Below are 16,454 nucleotides of genomic sequence, written 5' to 3'. Positions count from 1 at the left end.
TCGTGGATCGGTTCGGAATGGGACGTCACGCGCCGAGCGAGGCGTGGCGTGACATGGCGTGACGTGACGTGACTTAGTGCGAGGAGAACGACCTTAGGCCTTCACCGTTGTCAGCGCTTTCTTGACGAAGTCGTTCGTCCACGTCCTGGATACGTCGATCGGCTTGCCCTGCACCGCCGGGTCGAACGCCTGCAAGGTTTTGAGCGCCGTCGCAGGGCCATCTGCGGGCATCAGGCCATCGGGCGACATCGCTTCCTTCACGTGCTGCCATGCGTCCAGATAGACCGCGCGATCTCCGAGCAGATACCCTTCGGGCACCGTGTTGATGAGTTCCGTGCCGGTCGCGGTCTGCAGCCACTTGAGCGCGCGCACCATCGCGTTGGTCAGCGCCTGCGTGGTGTTCGGATTCTTCGTGATGAAACTCTGCGATGCGTACAGGCACCCTGCCGGCATGTCGCCACCGAACACGCTGCGCGTGTCGGCGAGCGTGCGCGTATCCGAGACGACGCGAATTTCGCCGGTACGTTCGAGTTTCGTCATGACGGGGTCGAGATTGGCGAGCGCGTCGATCTGCCCGGACTGCAGCGCCGCGATTGCGCCGGCGCCCGCGCCGACGCCGATGAACGCAACGTCCTTCGCGGTCAGCCCGCCCTTGGCCAACACGAAGCTCGCCATGATCGAAGTCGACGATCCCGGCGCCGTCACGCCGATTTTCTTGCCCTTCAGATCGGCGATCGACTTGTAGTTCGGCATGGTCTTCTTCGAGACCGCGAGCACGATCTGCGGCGCGCGTCCCTGCAATACGAACTCGCGAAACGACTGCTTCTGCGCCTGCAGCAGCAACGTGTGTTCGAACGCGCCGGAGACGACATCCGCGCTGCCGCCCACCGCCGCCTTCAACGCTTGCGAGCCGCCGGCGAAGTCGGAAATCTCGACGTCGAGTCCTTCGTCCTTGAAGTAATTGCGGCGCTCGGCGATCGTGAGCGGCAAATAGTAAAAGAGGTTTTTTCCGCCGACAGCAATGGCCACTTTCGTGGTTTCCAGTTTGCTCTGTGCGAAAGCGAGCGGCGTAGCCGTCAGCGAGGCGCCAGCAAGCGCGGCGGTACCGGCGAGGAAGCTTCTGCGATGCATGTTCGTTGTCTCCAAGGCTCTTGCAAAATCTGGTCTTGCGATTTTATTTATTCGGCTGCAGCGGGCGTGGCTCACACGCGTGGTCCACGCGCGTGGTTCACACAATTTGTTGCGCGTGCAACCTTGCGATGTGGTCTGCATCATAACCTAGCGATTGCAGGACTTCATCGGTATGTTCACCCAGTTCGGGGCCGAGCCAGCGCGTCTCGCCAGGCGTCTCCGAGAGCTTCGGCGTGACCGCCGGCAGCGTGATCTCGCGGCCGTCCTGCCACTTGAAGCGCTGGATCATCTGGCGCGCCATATACTGCGGATCGGTGAACATGTCAGCCACGCTATAGATGCGGCCCACCGGCACGTCTGCTGCGTTGAGCACCGCGAGCGCTTCGTCGATGGTGCGTGTGGCGAGCCACGCGGCAATCGCGGCGTCGATTTCCTGCGTGCGCGGCACGCGACCGTCGTTATGCGCGAGAGCGGGATCGTTCGCGAGATCTTCGCGTTCGATCGCGATCATCAGGCGCCTGAAGATCGGATCGCTATTGCCGCCGATCACGATGCTGCCGTCGCGGCAAGGATAAGTATTTGACGGCACGATGCCAGGCAGCGACGCGCCGGTGCGCTCGCGCACCATGCCGTAGACGCCGTATTCGGGCACGACGCTTTCCATCATGTTGAAGACGGCCTCGTACAGCGCGACGTCGACGACCTGCCCCTTGCCGCCGTTCACCTGCTTGTGATGCAGCGCCATCAGCGCGCCGATCACACCGTGCAGCGCCGCGATCGAATCGCCGATCGAGATGCCGATGCGCGGCGGCGGCAAATCCGGATAGCCGGTGATGTGCCGCAAGCCGCCCATCGACTCCGCGATCGCGCCGAAGCCGGGCCGGTCACGATACGGTCCGCTCTGGCCGTAGCCGGACAGGCGCACCATCACGAGCCCGGGGTTTTCCGCCGACAGCACGTCATAACCGAGCCCAAGTTTCTCGAGCAGGCCAGGCCGAAAATTTTCGACGACGATATCCGCTTCGCGTGCGAGACGCCGCACGATCTCCTTGCCCTCCTCGGCCTTCAGATTGATCGTGACGGATTTCTTGTTGCGCGCCTGCACGGCCCACCATAACGACGTACCGCCGACTTCCGGATAGAGCTTGCGCCATTTGCGCAGCGGATCGCCGCCCTTGGGGTCTTCGATCTTGATCACGTCCGCGCCGAACTCGCCGAGAAAGCGGGCGGCAAACGGCCCCGCGATCAGCGTGCCGAGTTCCAGCACCTTCACGCCGGCAAGCGGTCCGGGTTGGCTTTGCGGCGCCTCTTTCGCCTCGTTGGCGCCTGATTCGGGAGTTGCGCTCATAGTCTCCTTCGTTCTGTTCTGTTTTTGTGGCGGCGACGCCGCTCGCGCGATTGCGGCGCGGTGTCGCTACATCGAGCGGCGATCGAGCATCGCGCGGGCAATCGTGCCGGCGTCGACGTATTCCAGTTCGCCGCCTACCGGCACGCCGCGCGCGAGGCGCGTGACGGACAGGCCGCGCGCCTTGAGCGTCTGCCCGAGGTAATGCGCGGTCGCCTCGCCTTCGTTAGTGAAATTCGTTGCCAGCACGACTTCTTTGACAACGCCGTCCGACGCTCGCCTGACCAGTCGGTCGAAATGTATCTCCTTCGGCCCGATACCGTCGAGCGGACTCAGACGGCCTATCAGCACGAAGTATAGACCGCGGTACGTCATGGTCTGTTCGAGCATGATCTGGTCGGCAGGCGTTTCGACGACGCACAGCAGCGTCGGATCGCGCTCCGGGTCCAGGCACACTTCGCAGATTTGCGCTTCAGTGAAGGTGTTGCACTTCTCGCAGTGCTGCAGATGCTCGGTCGCGAACAGCAACGCGCGGCCCAGCTTTTCCGCGCCGTCGCGATCGTGCTGCATCAGGTGATACGCCATGCGTTGCGCGGACTTTGGCCCGACTCCGGGCAGCGCGCGCAGCGCTTCGACGAGCGCCGACAAGGCGGAAGGTTGTTTCATGCGAATCGGCGTCGAGGTGGGTTTGCCAAGGCAGATGGGTTCGTAGTGCGGTTCGGCGTGTTGCGGTTCTTCAGATGCTGTCAGGCTTTGCCCGCCTGCGGATGGATCGCGCAGGCGGGTCGAGTATCATGGCCGGCGCTAAGTCCAGGCGGCCCCCAAGGGGCGCGCCTGCGCGGCGCGCAACGACCGGCTCATCGGATGCGAAGCCGGTGATTGCGGCGCGCAGCAGTCAAACGCGACGCGCATCTCTCACATGCGGCGTTAGCTCACCGTTCGAGCCCGCTCCGTCTTGCAACGTCGCTTTTAGAACGGCAGCTTGAAGCCCGGCGGCAGCGGCAGGCCCGAGGTCATGCCGCCCATTTTTTCCTGAGCGGTGGCTTCGGCCTTGCGCACGGCGTCGTTGAACGCAGCGGCGACGAGGTCTTCCAGCATGTCCTTGTCGTCAGTCAGCAGGCTCGGGTCGATCGACACGCGGCGCACGTCGTTCTTGCAGGTCATCGTGATCTTCACGAGACCGGCGCCCGACTGCCCCTCGACTTCGATCTGAGCGAGCTGCTCCTGCATCTTCTTCATGTTTTCCTGCATCTGCTGGGCTTGTTTCATCAGCCCGGCGAGTTGACCTTTCATCATGGAAATGCTCCTTCTTGATAGCGTGAAATTCTAAAATCGCGCGCGCCCCAGTGTGTTTCCGGCGTGATCGCGCAGCGAATCAGTGAACCGAGGACGCGCCGTTCGGGCCGGCGTCCGGACTAATCGAAGTACTCGAACTAATCGGGCGGATCGAGCCCGGCACGATGCTCGCGCCGAACTCGCGGATCAGCGACTGCACGAACGGATCGGCGCCGATTTCGCGCTCCGCTTCCTGCTGACGTTGGGCCCGCATGGCGGCGTCGTGAGCGGCTGCCGTGCGGCGCGCCGGGCCGACCTCGACCTGCACGTCGACATGCTGGCCCAGCTTTTCGGCGAGCGCGCTTTTCAGTTTCGCAACCTGCGAAGCCTCCGCGTACTGCGGCACGGGCACGTTCAGTTTCAGGGTATTGCCTTCGAGCGCCATCAGTTCGCTGTTGAACGCGAGCTGATACGAGATGCCCTTGAGCGGGAGGTGGACGGCGAGCGCAGGCCAGTCGCCTTTGAACCCGAGCGGATCGAGCGGCACAGCGGGAGGCAGCGGACGCTTATCGACGACCGGCGTCGGCGCGGACGCCGGCGCGCTCACGCGGACGTCGTCGGGGCCGCTGTCGAACACGGGCATGTAGTTGTCGTCGGGCGGCCCATAGTAGCCGTCATCCGATGCCGACAGCGGCACATAGTCGTCAGGCGGCATGTCGTCCCACGGAGGCACCGCCGAGCCGTTCGGCTGCGACTCTTTGCGCGCCGCCGGTTGTGCCGGCGCCGCAGCTGCTGACGCGCGCGCGCCCGATGCGGACTCTGGCTGTGCCGCGCCACGCGGCGCGCCGGGCGTTGGCACGGTAACCACCACGCGCGGCGCGGCCGGCTTCGGCGCGGCCGGACTCGCGTTGGCCGACGCCGCAGCCTTCGGGGTCGAGGCGGCGTTCGCGCGACCACGGTCGGACGACACCTTCAGGCCAGCGCTGCGCAGAACGTCGAGTGCGGCGCTCGCGCCGCCCGCACGGCGCGGCGGTGCGTCGGGCAGCGTCGCAGGCGCGGGTTGGGCCGCTTCATTCGAATCCGCCGCGGTCGCGGCTTCGCTCGCGCGCGCGAAGGCGGCGGCAGCCGGTGCGCTGAGCGTGGCGGGCGGTGTGCTCTCCGAAGACGCTGTTTCCGCCGACGTGGATTCCGATGCGAGCGCAGCAGGCGTATTCGCTGCTGCGGGCGTCGGTGCAGGTTCGGGGGCCACTGAAGCGGATCCGGACGCTGTGTCGACAGCACCCGGGTCCGTCGCCAGGTTCGCGGCAGACGAAGCGGGCTCATCGTCCCACGGAGCCAACGCACGCGCTGTCGTACTTTCCGAAGCGGCGGACGTTCCCGCGACCGGCGCAGGCACATCGACGCGCGCAGGCGTCGGGGTAGTATTCGCTTCGTTCGGGATCGGGGCTGACTCTTGAGCCGTGTGTTGAGCGACGTCGCTGGAGGCCGATACAGCTTGTGTGCTTGCCGCAATGTCCTGCCTCTGACCGGCGCTTGCGGGCGCATCTTCGGCAGCACCGGCAACGCGTCCCGGCTCACGAACCGGCTCAGCCGGGGAAACCGCGCCGCGCGGGCCCGCCGCCAGCCGTACGGGCGGCGCAGCATCTCCCGCCGACGAACCCGCCGCCGCTACCGCGGGCGTCCCCGCCCGCTTCCCTCCGCTCGCGCCTGTCTGACCAGCCTGCCGGCCAGGTCCAGCAGCTCCGCCGCCGCCCGTTGGAGCAGGTTCGAAGGCAAGCATGCGCAGCAGGGTCATTGTGAAACCGGCGTATTCGTCGGGCGCGAGACCGAGTTCGCTCCGGCCGATCGTCGCAATCTGATAGAACAGCTGCACCTGTTCGGCGCTGAGCGTCTCGGCAAAGCGGCGCAGGTCGCCCGCCTCCGGCCACTCGTCCAGTACCGAGGACGGTGCGAACTGCGCCCACGCGATGCGATGCAACAGGCTCGCGAGATCCTGTAACGCGGTCGAGAACGACAGACTGCGCAGCGCCATTTCGTCGGCAACCGACAGCACAGCCGCGCCGTCGCCTTCGGCGAGCGCATCGAGCAGCCGGATCAGGTAGCTTTGATCGAGCGCGCCGAGCATGCCTCGCACAGCCTCTTCATTCACCTGATTAGCCGAATACGCGATAGCCTGGTCGGTCAGCGAGAGCGCGTCGCGCATCGAACCGTCAGCAGCGCGCGCGAGCAGGCGCAACGCCTGGGCCTCGTACGGCACATTTTCTTCGCCCAGAATGTGTTCGAGGTGCGAGACGATGTGGCCGGCGGGCATCTGCTTCAGATTGAATTGCAGACAGCGCGACAGCACCGTGACCGGAATTTTCTGCGGATCGGTCGTGGCGAGAATGAACTTGACGTGCGGCGGCGGCTCTTCCAGCGTCTTCAACATTGCGTTGAAGGCGTGGTTCGTGAGCATGTGCACTTCGTCGATCATGTAGACCTTGAAACGTGCATCGACCGGCGCGTAAACCGCGCGCTCCAGCAAGGCCGCCATTTCGTCGACGCCGCGATTACTTGCCGCGTCCATCTCGACATAATCGACAAAGCGCCCTTCGTCGATTTCACGGCAGGCCCGGCAGACTCCGCACGGCGTGGAAGTCACGCCCGCTTCGCAGTTCAGCGCTTTGGCGAAGATGCGCGACAGCGTCGTCTTGCCGACGCCACGCGTGCCGGTAAAAAGATACGCGTGATGCAGACGGCCGCCGTCGAGCGCGTGCGTGAGCGCGCGCACCACGTGCTCCTGTCCGACGAGCGACGCGAAATCTTTCGGCCGCCATTTGCGTGCGAGAACTTGATAGGTCATCGGGAAATTGTATCAGTAACAATGCCGTGCAAAACCGATTCGCGACCCGGCGCCAACGCGCGCGGCCGCGAGGTTGAACTGCGCGATTGAAAGCGGCTAATGGAGCGATAGAAAAATATATTGGCGGCATCGCGGAGCGCCGTTGCGCATCGTCCGGGCGACATACACAGCCTTATGGCTGAAGGCGCGGAGCGAATGGGCAGCCGTGCAGTGCAAACAACAGCAAATAGGCAACCGGCATCTGAAACAGACGCGATCACAGCGAGCGCAAGGGGAGAAAAACAGAACGAACAGAAAGAGGAAGGTGACGAGCCTGACCCTCGGCACTGGTGGAAAACGGCTGTGGCTGCTTCGTTCCCGACCTGACCAGGTTGACCATCCCTCCATGCGAGGAGGCCCGTCACGAAACATTCTATCACTGCCTGGCTCTTCGCGCGACTGTTAATACGATCAAAGCGACGATCGAAGCGCAAAGCGCGCACCAAATCGCCGCCGCTGCCGTCTCGCCACACGGCGTGTGCCGCGTTTGTGCCGCGTACTTGAGTTTGATCGCCGGACCTCCACATAGGCTACGTCGTAGTTGATGAAACAACGGTGGCACTTCATCGGCAGTCGTCGGCCCCACTGCCCCTGATGAGTACTATCGCCCCCGGCAACGCATAGCGAATTAAGCTAAACTGCCGTACGGATGACCCGCATGCGCGAGCCTTCCGCCCACGCAGACTCGTCTCCGACTTTTCGCGCGCAGGTGGTGAGGTTCGTAGTGCGGCTAAGCGAACGGAAGTTTCCCTAGGTTTTGACGTATCGTGGCGAGCAATTCAGGCGGGCCTCGAACCGATAGAGGTATTCATACAATGAGCGAACAAATCAAGCATATTAGCGACGCATCGTTCGAACAGGACGTCGTGAAATCCGATAAACCCGTGCTGCTCGACTTCTGGGCTGAATGGTGCGGTCCGTGCAAGATGATCGCGCCGATCCTCGACGAAGTCGCCAAGGATTACGCCGATCGCCTGCAAATCGCGAAGATCAACGTCGACGAACATCAGTCGACGCCGGTCAAGTTCGGCGTGCGCGGCATCCCCACGCTGATCCTCTTCAAGAACGGCGCTGTCGCCGCACAGAAGGTCGGCGCATTGTCGAAGTCGCAACTCACCGCGTTCCTCGACGGCAACCTGTAAAACGGTCGCGCAGGCGCGCCGCGAGGTCTACCGGACCCGCGCGCGCCTCGTCTGTCCTGTTGTGGGGCGGCAACGTTTCCTACAAGAAAGATGCCGTAGCGCCCCACTGGCGGAAACTGGCGTGTGCTATGCTAGAATCCGCAAAACGTCGAAAAGACGTGTAAGTCCTTGAGCGGTTCCGCTCACTTCTCCTCCCAGATTCCATTTCGTCGCACCTTCTCCTGCGGGTTCTCCGTATGCATTTATCCGAGCTTAAGACTCTGCACGTGTCCGAATTGATCGAGATGGCCAATGGCCTCGAGATCGAAAGTGCGAACCGCCTGCGCAAGCAGGAATTGATGTTCGCCATTCTAAAAAAACGAGCCAAAACGGGCGACACGATCTTCGGCGACGGCACGCTTGAAGTGCTGCCGGACGGCTTCGGCTTCCTGCGGTCGCCGGAAACGTCCTATCTCGCCAGCACGGATGACATTTACATCAGCCCGTCGCAAATTCGCCGCTTCAACCTGCATACGGGCGACACGATCGAAGGTGAAGTGCGTACGCCGAAAGACGGCGAGCGCTATTTCGCGCTGGTGAAGGTCGACAAGGTCAACGGCCAGCCGCCGGAAGCCTCGAAGCACAAGATCATGTTCGAAAACCTGACGCCGCTGCACCCGAACAAGGTGCTGCTGCTCGAACGTGAAATGCGCGGTGAAGAGAACGTCACCGGCCGCATCATCGACATGATCGCGCCGATCGGCAAAGGCCAGCGCGGCTTGCTGGTTGCGTCGCCCAAGTCCGGCAAGACCGTGATGCTTCAGCACATCGCGCACGCCATCAAGCAGAACCATCCCGATGTCGTACTGTTCGTGCTGCTGATCGACGAGCGTCCGGAAGAAGTGACGGAAATGCAGCGTTCGGTGGCCGGCGAAGTGATCGCCTCCACGTTCGACGAACCTGCCGCGCGTCACGTGCAGGTCGCCGAAATGGTGATCGAAAAAGCCAAGCGCCTCGTCGAAATGAAAAACGACGTGGTCATTCTGCTCGACTCGATCACGCGTCTTGCGCGTGCATACAACACGGTCGTGCCGGCTTCGGGCAAGGTGCTGACGGGCGGTGTCGATGCCAACGCATTGCAACGCCCGAAGCGCTTCTTCGGCGCGGCGCGCAATATCGAAGAAGGCGGCTCGCTCACCATCATCGGCACGGCGCTGATCGAAACCGGCAGCCGCATGGACGATGTGATTTACGAAGAATTCAAGGGCACCGGCAACATGGAAGTGCACCTTGAGCGCCGTCTTGCAGAAAAGCGCGTGTACCCGTCGATCAATCTGAACAAGTCCGGCACGCGTCGCGAAGAATTGCTGATCAAGCCTGAAGTGCTGCAAAAAATCTGGGTGTTGCGCAAGTTCATTCACGACATGGACGAAGTCGAGTCCATGGAATTCCTGCTCGACAAAATTCGCCAGACGAAGAGCAACTCCGAGTTCTTCGACATGATGCGCCGTGGCGGCGGCAGCTAATAAAAGCCGCGCACGTACACTGTATGAGAAAACCGCTCGTCATCGACGAGCGGTTTTTTTTTCGCCCAGCAGATCTGCAATAGCGCGGCTTCGACTCCAGCAATTCAGTCCCACATTCCAACCTGTACGTGAACGTACACGTTGGAGTAAAATCTGACGACGCTTTTCTGTCAGGCCATGCTCATGTCGAACGACTCACCCGCCCTGCTTACCGTCCGTGACGCGGCCGAGCGCCTCGGCGTCACGCCTCGCACGTTGAAATACTACGAAGAGCGCGGGCTTGTATCGCCCGCTCGCAGCGAAGGCCGCTACCGTCTTTACGACGACAACGACTTACAGCGGTTCGGGCGCATTCTGCGTTTGCGTTCGTTGGGTTTCTCGCTGCACGGCATTACTGAGATGCTCAAACGGCCGCTCGAACCGGTCGGGGGCGGACATCGTTTTTCAACCGAATCGCTGCAGCAGATCCACGACGCGATCGCTGGACAGGTGGACGCACTCGACGCACGCATTCAAGCCATGCGCCGTGAGCTCAAGGAAGCGCAGAAGCTGCGCGACGAATTGAGTCCGGACCTCGATTATCTGAAGCGCCGTCTAGCGGGCGAGAATGCGGACGCCCTGCTCGAACAGCGCCGCAACGCGCTGGCGAAAGGCGCGAAAGCTTCGAAGACTGCCAAAGGCCGTGAAGACCCTCAAGCGCTTAAGACCGTCCAACGCAAGGAAGCCGGCACAAGATCCGCTGCGAAGCCCGGGAACAAACCGCGCGCCTCGACAGCGCGCAAGCGGTCATGAGCACAGCGTGGCCTCGCAGCCGCTGGCCCGGTGCGGAGAAACTGCGTGGCGATGTATTCCCCTGGGTGCTGGCGGTCGTCACGGGCCTCGACTATTTCGACAACTCGATTTTTTCGTTTTTCGCGAGCCACATCGCCGGCGGCGTGAACGCGTCGCCGGACGAACTCGTGTGGGCTTCGAGCGCTTACGCGGTGGCTGCAGTGCTGGGCATCCTTCAGCAGGAATGGTGGGTCGAGCGCTTCGGATACCGCCGCTATGTCGCCGGTTGCATGCTCTTCTACGCGGTGGGTGCCGTAGCGGCCGCGCTGTGCGAATCGTCGGTTGAACTTGCGTTCGCACGCGGCTTTCAGGGCTACTTCATCGGCCCGATGATGGGTACCTGCCGCATTCTGATCCAGATGAGTTTCACGCCCCAACAACGCCCCGCTGCAACCCGGGCGTTCCTGATCCTGATCGTCCTGAGCAGCGCGCTCGCGTCGTTGATCGGCGGCCAGCTGGTTTCGTACTTTGGCTGGCGTGCACTCTTCGCCTGTACCGCGCCCGTCGGCATGCTGTTCATGGTTCTCGCCGTGCTAGCACTGCCCGACGCGGGCAACCGTCTGCCCGAGGAGCGCGGTTCAGCACACTTCTGGCCGTACATCGTGTTTGCCTTTGCGCAAGGCGCACTGCAAATCGTCATGCAGCAGGTGCGCTTCCAGTTGTTCAGCGCGTCGCCCGGCCTGATCCTGCTCACACTCGCCGGCATCGTCGCGCTCGGCTGGTTCGCGTATCACCAATGGCATCACCCTGCGCCGCTCATGCGCCTGCACGCGTTGCGCGAGACGGTGTTCCAGGTCGGTCTCGTGCTGTACATGTTCTACTACTATCTGTCGACTGCCTTTAGCTATCTCATTTCCCGTTTGCTCGAGAGCGGTCTCGGCTACCCGGTCGAGAACGCCGGGCAACTCGTCGGCGTTACGTCGCTGATTTCCGCGAGCGCGCTCTTCATCTACCTGCGCTTCGCAAAACTTCTGACGCGCAAGAAGTGGATCATCGTGCCGGGCTTCGGCATCGCGGCGCTCACGGCCGCGTGGATGACCCGCATGTCGCCGTCCGTCGGCGAAGCGGCGCTGTTGGGACCGCTCCTGTTGCGCGGCCTGCTGTTGCTGTTCATCGTGCTGCCGGTCGCGAATCTGACCTTCAGGATATTCGCGATAGAGGAATTCACGCACGGTTACCGGTTGAAGAACATCGTGCGGCAACTCACGATCTCCTTCGCTACCGCGTCGGTGATCATCGTCGAGCAGCATCGGCAGGCGATACATCAGGCGCGACTCGCGGAGTTCGTGAATCCGTACAATCCATTGTTTCAGGACTCGCTTGCCGCGCTCACGCGCACGTTGTCCGCCGCGGGCGGTTCGCCGTCGGACGCGCATTCGCTTGCGCTCGTGGAGATCAGCCGGTCGGTAGTGCGGCAGGCCAGCTTTCTGACCTCGCTCGACGGCTTTTACTTTCTGATCGGCATCGCGATTTGCGGCGGTATTTTTGCCGCGTGGCAAAAACAGATCGACTAACGGTTTCATCGGCCCATGCTTTCGAAACTCACTCAATGGCTCGGCGCCCGCCGGCGCGAGCGCGCGCTGCGCGACTACGCAATCGGCGATGCCCTGTGGCAGACCACGCTCGACGGTTTGCCGTTCCTCGCGCATCTGGATGCCCCGGATCGCGTGCGCCTGCGCGAGATGAGCAGCCTTTTCATCGCACAAAAGGAGTTCTCGACCGCGCATGAGCTCGAGTTGACCGACGCAATGACCGTCGCCATTGCGGCGCAGGCGTGCCTGCCTGTGCTGAATCTGAGCCTCGATCTTTATCGCGGATGGGTCGGCGTGATCGTGTATCCGGGCGAATTCGTGATCCGCAAGACGGTCGAGGACGAAGACGGCGTCGTTCACGAGGTCGAGCACGACGCGAGCGGCGAAGCGTGGGAAGGCGGCCCCGTCGTCCTGTCGTGGGAAGATGCGCAGATGACGGACGGCACGGACGCATATAACGTGGTGATTCACGAGTTCGCGCACAAGATCGACATGCTGAACGGCGAAGCGGACGGCCATCCGCCGCTCGTGCGCCGCTGGCACGCGCCTCTCGACTCGCTAGCCTGGTCGGACGTGTTCGACACCGCCTACGATCAGTTCTGCGCCCGCGTCGACGCCGTGCCGCAACGCCGCTGGACGCGCTTCGAGCGGGAATCGCTCATCGATCCCTACGCCGCGGATCATCCGTCGGAATTTTTCGCGGTGTGCAGCGAGGCGCTGTTCGTCAAGCCTCAAGCTTTCGAAGCGGAGTATCCGGAGTTGTATCGGCTTCTCGCCCGATATTATCGACAGGACCCGGCGCGAGTGGGCCTGACGTTCGCGTCGCCGCAATAGGCGCGCCGCCGCGATAGTTGATCTACGGGCAAAACGCGGGAAAACACCTGACGGAATTCGTCAAGCGACTGATTTTCTGGCATAATCGCCGTTTTTCGACCACAGGCAAGTGGCTCGCGCCTAGATGCAGTCCGCGCATAAGCGGTCGCACGCGGGTTGGCTACCGCCAGATTAAAGGAAAGATCATGAAAGAAGGCATTCACCCGAATTACCGCGAAGTCCTGTTCATCGACATGTCGAACGACTTCAAGTTTGTGACGCGCTCGACCATCCAGACGCGTGAAACCGCCGAATTCAACGGCCAGACCTACCCGCTCGCCAAGATCGAAGTGTCGTCGGAATCGCATCCGTTCTACACCGGTCAGCAAAAGATCATGGACACGGCAGGCCGCGTCGAGAAGTTCAACAAGAAGTTCGGTTCGCGCGCTACCGGCAAGGCAGCAGCGAAGTAATACCCGCCGCTTTGGCTGGCTGGGCAAATCAGGCCGCTTCGGCCACTTTCGTCCGGCAGCGAAGCAGCAAAAGAAGGGCAGCGCGAGCTGCCCTTTTTTGTCGCCTGCGCGCAACTGGAAAACCGGTGCCGACGTGGCCAACGTTCGAGCCGCCGTACACGTGGACAGCCGGCTCGCTGTAACGGCACGCTCGACGCCGTTGCAGCCCCGCTGTTGCAGCCCATTACCGGCCGTGACGCGCACACTGGCTCCCGACTACAATGCCGGATGCTCCAATAAGGCCATGCCAGCCGGACCGGCCGTCCAGTGGCGGCTTTCGCTTATTAAATATCCCAAACCGCATGAGACCTGTCGTTCGCCTCACTGCTTCCGCGACCAGTGCGCTTCCGCGCTGGCTGCTGTTGACCATCTGTATCGTCTACGCGTCGTTCGGCCTGTTCGGCCGCGATCCGTGGAAGAACGAGGACGCAGCCGGCTTCGGCGTGATGTGGACCATGGCGAACGGCAGCGCGCATGACTGGCTCCTGCCGAATCTGGTCGGCAAGTACCTGACCGAAGACGGCCCGCTTGGCTACTGGCTCGGCGCCAGTGCCATCCGCGTGTTCGCGCCGTGGGTCGACGCGAGCAATGCGTCCCGTGTCGTTACCGGGTTGCTCTTTTGCGCGGGCTGCGCTTTTGTCTGGTACGCCGCCTACCTGCTCGGCCGGCGCGCCGAAGTCCAGCCGTTCAAGTACGCGTTTGGCGGTGAGCCGGAACCCCGCGACTACGGTCGCACGCTCGCCGACGGCGCGCTGCTGATCCTGCTCGCCTGCTTCGGCCTCGCCGAGCGCGGCCACGAAACCACGCCGCAGCTGGTGCAGTTCGTGTGTATCGCAATGCTCGTCTACGGGCTCGTGCGAATGATCGACAAGCCGATTCAGGGCGCGGCGATCTGGGGCCTGGCGATCGGCTTCGTCACGCTCGCGAGCAGCCCCGTGCTGGTCGGCGCGCTTCTGCTGGGCACGCTCGCCATGACGTTGATCGTCCGCGAGACGCGCTCGCGCTGGCTGCTGCTCGCAGGTCTGCCGATCGCGCTGGCGCTCTCGGTCGCGTGGCCGATCGCCGCGCTCTGGGCTTTTCCCGTCGACGCCGTCTGGTATCTGAACCAATGGGTGCACGTCAGCCTGAGTTCGTTCGCCGGCCCGCCCGGCTCGGTCGCGGCTTACGCGCTGAAAAACCTGCCGCTCTTCACGTGGCCCGCATGGCCCCTCGCGCTCTGGGCATGGTTCAGCTGGTCGGGTCTGCGCCGCGCGCCGCACGTCGCGATTCCGCTTTCGGTGATCGGACCGCTGCTCGTGCTCGTCGTGTTGCAAAGCCATCAGTCGAACCGGCTTTATATGTTGCTGCTGCCCGCGCTCGCAGTGCTGGCCACCTTCGCGCTGCCCACGCTCAAACGCGGCGCCATCAACGCAATCGACTGGTTCGCATTGCTCAGTTTCACGATCCTCGGCAGCTTCGTCTGGCTCGTGTACGTGGCCGGGCTGACCGGCTTCCCGCATCCGCTCGCGCGCAACCTCGCGCGTCTCGCGCCGGGCTTCGCGCCGCAGTTCAAAATACTGTCGTTCGTCTGCGCGGTCGCGGTGACGATTTGCTGGTTCGTGCTCGTGCAATGGCGACTCGCGCGCCATCCGAAGGTGCTGTGGCGCAGCGTCGTGCTCTCGAGCGCCGGCACCACGCTCATGTGGGTGCTGCTGATGACCTTGTGGTTGCCGGTCGTCAACTACAGCCGGACTTACAAGGACGTCGCCGAACAGATCGCGAGTCACTTGCCTGAGGACTACACCTGCATATCGCCCGTGCGCCTCGGCAATGCGCAAATTGCGACGTTCGCGTATTTCGGCGACATGCACTTCGCGTTCAATCAGGATTGCGACGTCATTCTGCGCCAGGACACGCAAGACTTCGGCGAGCCTAGCGCGATGTCCGACTTCATGTGGAAGCTGGTCTGGGAAGGCCGCCGCGTGGCCGACCGCGACGAACGCTTCCGCTTGTATGTGCGTATCGACCGTCCGAAGCCGCCGGTCGTGAAACGGCGCAACTGGCGCAAGAAGCCTGGCTGACCATGCTTGCCGACGTACGGAAAATCGCCGGGCTCGCGTGGCCGGTGCTGATCGGTCAACTGGCTATCATCGCTTTCGGCGTGATCGACACGGCCATGGTCGGCCGTTACTCGGCTGTCGATCTCGCGGCGCTGGGCCTCGGCTCGTCGATTTACATCTCCGTCTACATCGGCTTGACCGGTATTCTCACCGCGCTGCAACCGATCACCGCGCAACTGTTCGGCGCACGCCGCTACCAGGAGATCGGCGAGGAAGTCCGGCAATCGCTGTGGCTCGCACTGGCGCTCACGGTCATCGGCTTCCTGATTTTGTTCTTTCCCGGCCATCTGCTGCATCTCGCGCGTGTGCCCGATGCGCTGCACGAGCGCACGGTGTCGTATCTGCGGATACTCGCATTTGGCTTGCCTGCCGGCCTCGTCTTTCGCGTCTACGGTTCGATCAGCAATGCAGTGGGCAAGCCGCGACTCGTGATGATCCTGCAGATCGGCGCGCTGTTGCTCAAGGTGCCGCTCAATACGTGGTTCATTTTCGGCGGCCTCGGCGTGCCGGCACTCGGCGGCCCCGGTTGCGCGCTTGCCAGCACCTTGATCAACTGGGGGCTCGCGCTCGTCGGCATGGTGCTGCTCACCCGTGTCGACGTCTTCACGCCGTTCGCGATCTTCAAGCGCTTCTGCTGGCCCGTCTGGCGGCGCCAGGCCGCGCAGCTGCGACTGGGCATTCCGATGGGACTGTCGTATCTGATCGAAGTCACGTCGTACACCTTCATGGCGCTCTTCATTGCGCGCTTCGGCACGACGACGCTCGCTGGGCACCAGATTGCCGGCAACATCGGCGCGGTGTTGTATATGACGCCGCTGTCGATCGGCATTGCTTCGTCGACGCTGGTGGCTCAGGCGCTCGGCGCGCACCGCCCGGAGGCCGCACGCACGTTGTCGCGCCACGGAATCATGATGGCGGTCGCCCTCGCCTGCTGTTACGGCGCAGTGCTGCTCGTGCTGAGGCCCTACGTGATCAAAGGCTATACGCCGAACGCGCAAGTCGTGGCGGCGGCGCTGCCGCTCGTGCTGATCGTCGTCTGCTATCACCTGTTCGACGCGCTGCAGATCACCACCGCGTTCGTGTTGCGCGCGTACAAGGTCGCCGTCGTGCCGACCGCAATTTACGCGGTCGCGCTGTGGGGCGTGGGTCTCGGCGGCGGTTATCTGCTGGGCTTCAATGTGACCGGCGCGATCCCGCCCTGGCTGACGGGGGCGCGCGGCTTCTGGGTCGCGAATACGGCGAGTCTTGCGATCGCGGGCATCGGCTTGCTGCTTTACTGGCGCGTGGTCAGCAAACGGCATGTGCGCGCGGGCGCGGTGCTGCGATCCGAAGCGGCTGATTGAGGGCGACGTTGGCGGCATCGCCACTTGCTCCCCACAGCCGCCCGC

The 16,454-nt window shown here is 63.1% G+C and carries 13 protein-coding genes and 1 other RNA gene; 8 read left to right on the top strand and 6 right to left on the bottom strand.

The window, feature by feature from the left end; translation table 11 throughout:
* Positions 1 to 93 precede the first annotated feature (93 nt).
* The 6 genes from J2W46_RS16395 to ffs form a co-directional block, all read right to left on the bottom strand.
* Positions 94 to 1,131: an ABC transporter substrate-binding protein gene (locus J2W46_RS16395; protein WP_088174565.1), complete on the bottom strand. Its 1,038-nt coding sequence runs from the start codon at positions 1,129 to 1,131 to the stop codon at positions 94 to 96.
* 97 nt (positions 1,132 to 1,228) lie between these two features.
* A complete protein-coding gene (locus J2W46_RS16390; RefSeq protein ID WP_020065849.1) occupies positions 1,229 to 2,479 on the bottom strand; it encodes a CaiB/BaiF CoA transferase family protein in 1,251 nt (416 codons plus the stop codon).
* A 66-nt stretch (positions 2,480 to 2,545) separates the two neighbouring features.
* Positions 2,546 to 3,142, bottom strand: coding sequence for a recombination mediator RecR (recR, locus tag J2W46_RS16385; RefSeq protein WP_310355017.1), 597 nt, complete (start codon positions 3,140 to 3,142; stop codon positions 2,546 to 2,548).
* Between the two features lie 303 nt (positions 3,143 to 3,445).
* Positions 3,446 to 3,772, bottom strand: a complete 327-nt coding sequence (locus tag J2W46_RS16380; RefSeq protein WP_310065282.1) for a YbaB/EbfC family nucleoid-associated protein — start codon at positions 3,770 to 3,772, stop codon at positions 3,446 to 3,448.
* Between the two features lie 79 nt (positions 3,773 to 3,851).
* Positions 3,852 to 6,593, bottom strand: a complete 2,742-nt coding sequence (locus J2W46_RS16375; RefSeq protein ID WP_310355016.1) for a DNA polymerase III subunit gamma/tau — start codon at positions 6,591 to 6,593, stop codon at positions 3,852 to 3,854.
* Positions 6,594 to 6,896: 303 nt separating this feature from the next.
* Positions 6,897 to 6,995: signal recognition particle sRNA small type (ffs, locus tag J2W46_RS16370), an RNA gene on the bottom strand.
* Between the two features lie 452 nt (positions 6,996 to 7,447).
* Between ffs and trxA the strand changes: the two genes are divergently transcribed.
* The 8 genes from trxA (at position 7,448) to J2W46_RS16330 (ending at position 16,409) form a co-directional block, all read left to right on the top strand.
* Positions 7,448 to 7,774 (top strand): thioredoxin TrxA, encoded by a 327-nt coding sequence (gene trxA, locus J2W46_RS16365; RefSeq protein ID WP_006048864.1) that lies wholly within the window; start codon positions 7,448 to 7,450, stop codon positions 7,772 to 7,774.
* 236 nt (positions 7,775 to 8,010) lie between these two features.
* The gene (rho, locus tag J2W46_RS16360; RefSeq protein WP_006048863.1) at positions 8,011 to 9,279 is read left to right on the top strand and encodes a transcription termination factor Rho; all 1,269 of its coding nucleotides are present in this window, start codon (positions 8,011 to 8,013) and stop codon (positions 9,277 to 9,279) included.
* 183 nt (positions 9,280 to 9,462) lie between these two features.
* Positions 9,463 to 10,071, top strand: a complete 609-nt coding sequence (locus J2W46_RS16355) for a MerR family transcriptional regulator (RefSeq protein WP_310355015.1) — start codon at positions 9,463 to 9,465, stop codon at positions 10,069 to 10,071.
* Positions 10,068 to 11,624 (top strand): MFS transporter, encoded by a 1,557-nt coding sequence (locus J2W46_RS16350; RefSeq protein ID WP_310355014.1) that lies wholly within the window; start codon positions 10,068 to 10,070, stop codon positions 11,622 to 11,624. Before J2W46_RS16355 ends, J2W46_RS16350 begins: the two co-directional genes overlap by 4 nt.
* Positions 11,625 to 11,639: 15 nt before the next feature.
* The gene (locus tag J2W46_RS16345) at positions 11,640 to 12,476 is read left to right on the top strand and encodes a M90 family metallopeptidase (protein WP_310355013.1); all 837 of its coding nucleotides are present in this window, start codon (positions 11,640 to 11,642) and stop codon (positions 12,474 to 12,476) included.
* A gap of 185 nt (positions 12,477 to 12,661) precedes the next feature.
* A complete protein-coding gene (locus J2W46_RS16340) occupies positions 12,662 to 12,928 on the top strand; it encodes a type B 50S ribosomal protein L31 (protein WP_020065843.1) in 267 nt (88 codons plus the stop codon).
* Positions 12,929 to 13,269: 341 nt separating this feature from the next.
* Positions 13,270 to 15,027: an ArnT family glycosyltransferase gene (locus J2W46_RS16335; RefSeq protein WP_310355012.1), complete on the top strand. Its 1,758-nt coding sequence runs from the start codon at positions 13,270 to 13,272 to the stop codon at positions 15,025 to 15,027.
* A 2-nt stretch (positions 15,028 to 15,029) separates the two neighbouring features.
* Positions 15,030 to 16,409 carry an MATE family efflux transporter gene (locus J2W46_RS16330; protein ID WP_204520713.1) on the top strand — a complete coding sequence of 460 codons (1,380 nt, stop codon included), beginning with the start codon at positions 15,030 to 15,032 and terminating at the stop codon, positions 16,407 to 16,409.
* The last annotated feature ends 45 nt before the right edge of the window (positions 16,410 to 16,454 follow it).

It is taken from the genome of Paraburkholderia strydomiana, assembly GCF_031456815.1.
Classification (GTDB): domain Bacteria; phylum Pseudomonadota; class Gammaproteobacteria; order Burkholderiales; family Burkholderiaceae; genus Paraburkholderia; species Paraburkholderia caledonica.
Note: the sequence above shows the minus strand (reverse complement) of the source record. Positions and strands in the feature narration are given on the sequence as shown.

Bases quoted from the DNA above. Each gene is read 5' to 3' on its own strand.
- J2W46_RS16395 (WP_088174565.1), bottom strand. From the start codon at position 1,131: ATGCATCGCAGAAGCTTCCTCGCCGGTACCGCCGCGCTTGCTGGCGCC.
- J2W46_RS16390 (WP_020065849.1), bottom strand. From the start codon at position 2,479: ATGAGCGCAACTCCCGAATCAGGCGCCAACGAGGCGAAAGAGGCGCCG.
- recR (WP_310355017.1), bottom strand. From the start codon at position 3,142: ATGAAACAACCTTCCGCCTTGTCGGCGCTCGTCGAAGCGCTGCGCGCG.
- J2W46_RS16380 (WP_310065282.1), bottom strand. From the start codon at position 3,772: ATGATGAAAGGTCAACTCGCCGGGCTGATGAAACAAGCCCAGCAGATG.
- J2W46_RS16375 (WP_310355016.1), bottom strand. From the start codon at position 6,593: ATGACCTATCAAGTTCTCGCACGCAAATGGCGGCCGAAAGATTTCGCG.
- trxA (WP_006048864.1), top strand. From the start codon at position 7,448: ATGAGCGAACAAATCAAGCATATTAGCGACGCATCGTTCGAACAGGAC.
- rho (WP_006048863.1), top strand. From the start codon at position 8,011: ATGCATTTATCCGAGCTTAAGACTCTGCACGTGTCCGAATTGATCGAG.
- J2W46_RS16355 (WP_310355015.1), top strand. From the start codon at position 9,463: ATGTCGAACGACTCACCCGCCCTGCTTACCGTCCGTGACGCGGCCGAG.
- J2W46_RS16350 (WP_310355014.1), top strand. From the start codon at position 10,068: ATGAGCACAGCGTGGCCTCGCAGCCGCTGGCCCGGTGCGGAGAAACTG.
- J2W46_RS16345 (WP_310355013.1), top strand. From the start codon at position 11,640: ATGCTTTCGAAACTCACTCAATGGCTCGGCGCCCGCCGGCGCGAGCGC.
- J2W46_RS16340 (WP_020065843.1), top strand. From the start codon at position 12,662: ATGAAAGAAGGCATTCACCCGAATTACCGCGAAGTCCTGTTCATCGAC.
- J2W46_RS16335 (WP_310355012.1), top strand. From the start codon at position 13,270: ATGAGACCTGTCGTTCGCCTCACTGCTTCCGCGACCAGTGCGCTTCCG.
- J2W46_RS16330 (WP_204520713.1), top strand. From the start codon at position 15,030: ATGCTTGCCGACGTACGGAAAATCGCCGGGCTCGCGTGGCCGGTGCTG.